This window comes from Ferruginibacter sp. (genome assembly GCF_031391665.1).
Classification (GTDB): domain Bacteria; phylum Bacteroidota; class Bacteroidia; order Chitinophagales; family Chitinophagaceae; genus Ferruginibacter.
Window position 1 is genome coordinate 1 of sequence record NZ_JANMUN010000014.1, and the last position, 2,482, is coordinate 2,482.

Below are 2,482 nucleotides of genomic sequence, written 5' to 3' on the forward strand. Positions count from 1 at the left end.
TTTTTTGAGAAGGTACAAAAGGATCCTGCAGCCAAAATTCTACAAACTCAATATTACCGGTTTCAAAATCTGTTTGATCTAAACTACGCATTAAACCACCCCAGCGCTGGTTAGGATTTATTAACTCCCCATTAGGAGTAACGTTCACATCATCATAATTATACTGCCCCCGGTTTTTTGGATAATAAGACAAATCGAATGTTTGTAAAAAACTTTCGCCAAAGCCAGTGGTTTTTTGAGGAAAAATTTCTTTTTGATATACCTGCCTTACCCGTGGATCGCTCAATTCGACCCTGTCGTTTGCAAGTGGGTTATTGCTTCCTTTATACTGCTGCAATAATTGCTCAATTTGATACCAGGCCAGCTTTGCCCTGTTTTTTCCATAATCAATATTATCGTTTAATGCAGCTTCAGGAAAAAGTATATTACCTAACCTATCTGTTGCACCAAAAGGAGTGGAAGCTAAAGTCCAGATGTTTTGAGGAAACCTTAAATCGATACCCGACTTACTGCTTTCAAAATCATCTATATAAGAAGTGCCTTTTGATCCTTTACCAATTTGTGGTGCATGGCCGGGTTTTAAAACAGCACCTTCGGCAAATACGTTTACTGATGATGGAGCTGTGGTTTGATAAAAGGGTAATTTATCCAGCAATTTGGTTAACCGGGGTATGTCTTTACGGTAGTTAACATCCAGCCCATACATAGTATTACGGATAGGATCTTCACCAATATTTGTTTTATTAAAGAAAGGCCTTTCGCCAAGGCGCACCATCGTGCCTCCAAAACTCAATTGTTCTTTAAGGGTATTTTTTGCATTGTAATCAAACCTTAACCCCATATAATTTCGCTGCTGCAGACCAAAAGATGCATTGTTTTCGTAATTAACCTGCACCGGTATGCCCGAATTAATTACTGCTGAGTTGATGATTTTAATGGTACCTAAATCGTAATTAATATCATAATCAATTCCTTCAATTAAAGTTCTGCCACCGGCACTAACGGTTACCGAGCCACGTGGAATATTGTAGCCAATGGGTATATCGGACGATCCGGAAATTTTTGCTGAACCTTTTAAAACAAACCTGTTTAAATTGGGGAACTGTTGTGCCACTGCTTTAATAGAATCGTACAAAGCATAGAACAAAGTATCTTTTATTGTAGGGGAAGCAGGATTGGTGTAAATGCCCTGCGCTAAATCCCGGCCAAAAGGTTCCAGCACCGGAAACATTATGCGGCTGTATTGTGAGAAAACGGTGTAGCCTTCTACGTAATCAAACACACCATCGGGCTGGGGATCTAATTGGTTATTTAAACGGTCTAAGTTTATTAATGAAATTATGGGGAAGCCCGGGTTTTTATTTCCGAATGGTACATAACGTTTTAAACCAAGGCCTGGCTCCTGGTACAACACATCTAATTTAAAATCGGTTGGTGTTAATGTACCGTAGCCAATTGGATATACGTTTTTCAGCATCAAATCCCAAATGGGCAAGTTTGGCCTTTGAGATGTAGCTTTTAATAATTTTAAAAATAATATTTTTTGGGTGGCTGTGGTACTGTCTGGCGGAAGATCCTGAGAAAATTCTCCCACCTGGAAAATTTTTCCATTGTAAGAATATTGATAAGCAACTGCAAGCACTTCATCGGTTTGCAAAGGCTGGCTTAAAGAAATAAAACCAACTTTTGGATGAAAAGTATATTGTGTAGAATCTAACTTACGTGCAAATGTTTTTTCAAAATCCTGTACGGGTTGAAGCCCCAGGCCTAATAAATTATTATACACCAGTGCAGGGTCTCTGCTTGTAGGGTTAGCAGTTACAGATGAATAAAGTGTATTAGAAAAATTGGTAGGTATGCCGGGATTAGGATTGCCATCTTCACCTAAATTCATTAATCCCACTACATCCCTTGTATCTGTGGTAGCACCATTTCTATTGGTAACCCAAACTTCCATTCTTAAAATTTGTATGGGAGCAATTACCGCAGGTAAATTTTGCATTACCTTATTATAATTTGCCCTGAAATACTGAGCGGCCAAAAAGTGTCGGTTCTCTTCATAATCATCCAGCTTCTTGGTAAAACTCTGGGTAGAAGCGCCGCCCTGTAGCGCCACGGATTGACGTGTTGATCTCTGGTTGGCTATTGCAGCTGTGACGAATAATTTTCCAAACTGCAACTGGGCTTTCACGCCAAATAAATTCTGTGCACTGGGTATCAATGCACTTCTTGACTGGAAAGAAATATTACCCGCCTCAAGGCTCTTAATTATCTCATCATCCATGCCCTTATAATCCAGTTTGAGTTGATTATCAAAGCCGAGGTTGGAAAGTGTACTATAGTTAATAGGAAATTTCAGTTTCTCCCCAATATTTGCATTCACATTTAACTTGGCGTTCATATCAAAATCAAAACCGCCATTCTTCCTTGCACGTTCGGGTAAGGTGGGATTCTTAATATTCTGCCCCTGGTAGCCCGCCAT

The 2,482-nt window shown here is 39.5% G+C and carries 1 protein-coding gene; it reads right to left on the reverse strand.

Going from position 1 to position 2,482, the window contains the following annotated elements:
- Positions 1-2,482, reverse strand: a 2,482-nt coding sequence (gene sov / locus ACY651_RS01195; RefSeq protein ID WP_462248871.1) for a T9SS outer membrane translocon Sov/SprA, incomplete at both ends; no start/stop codon positions are given.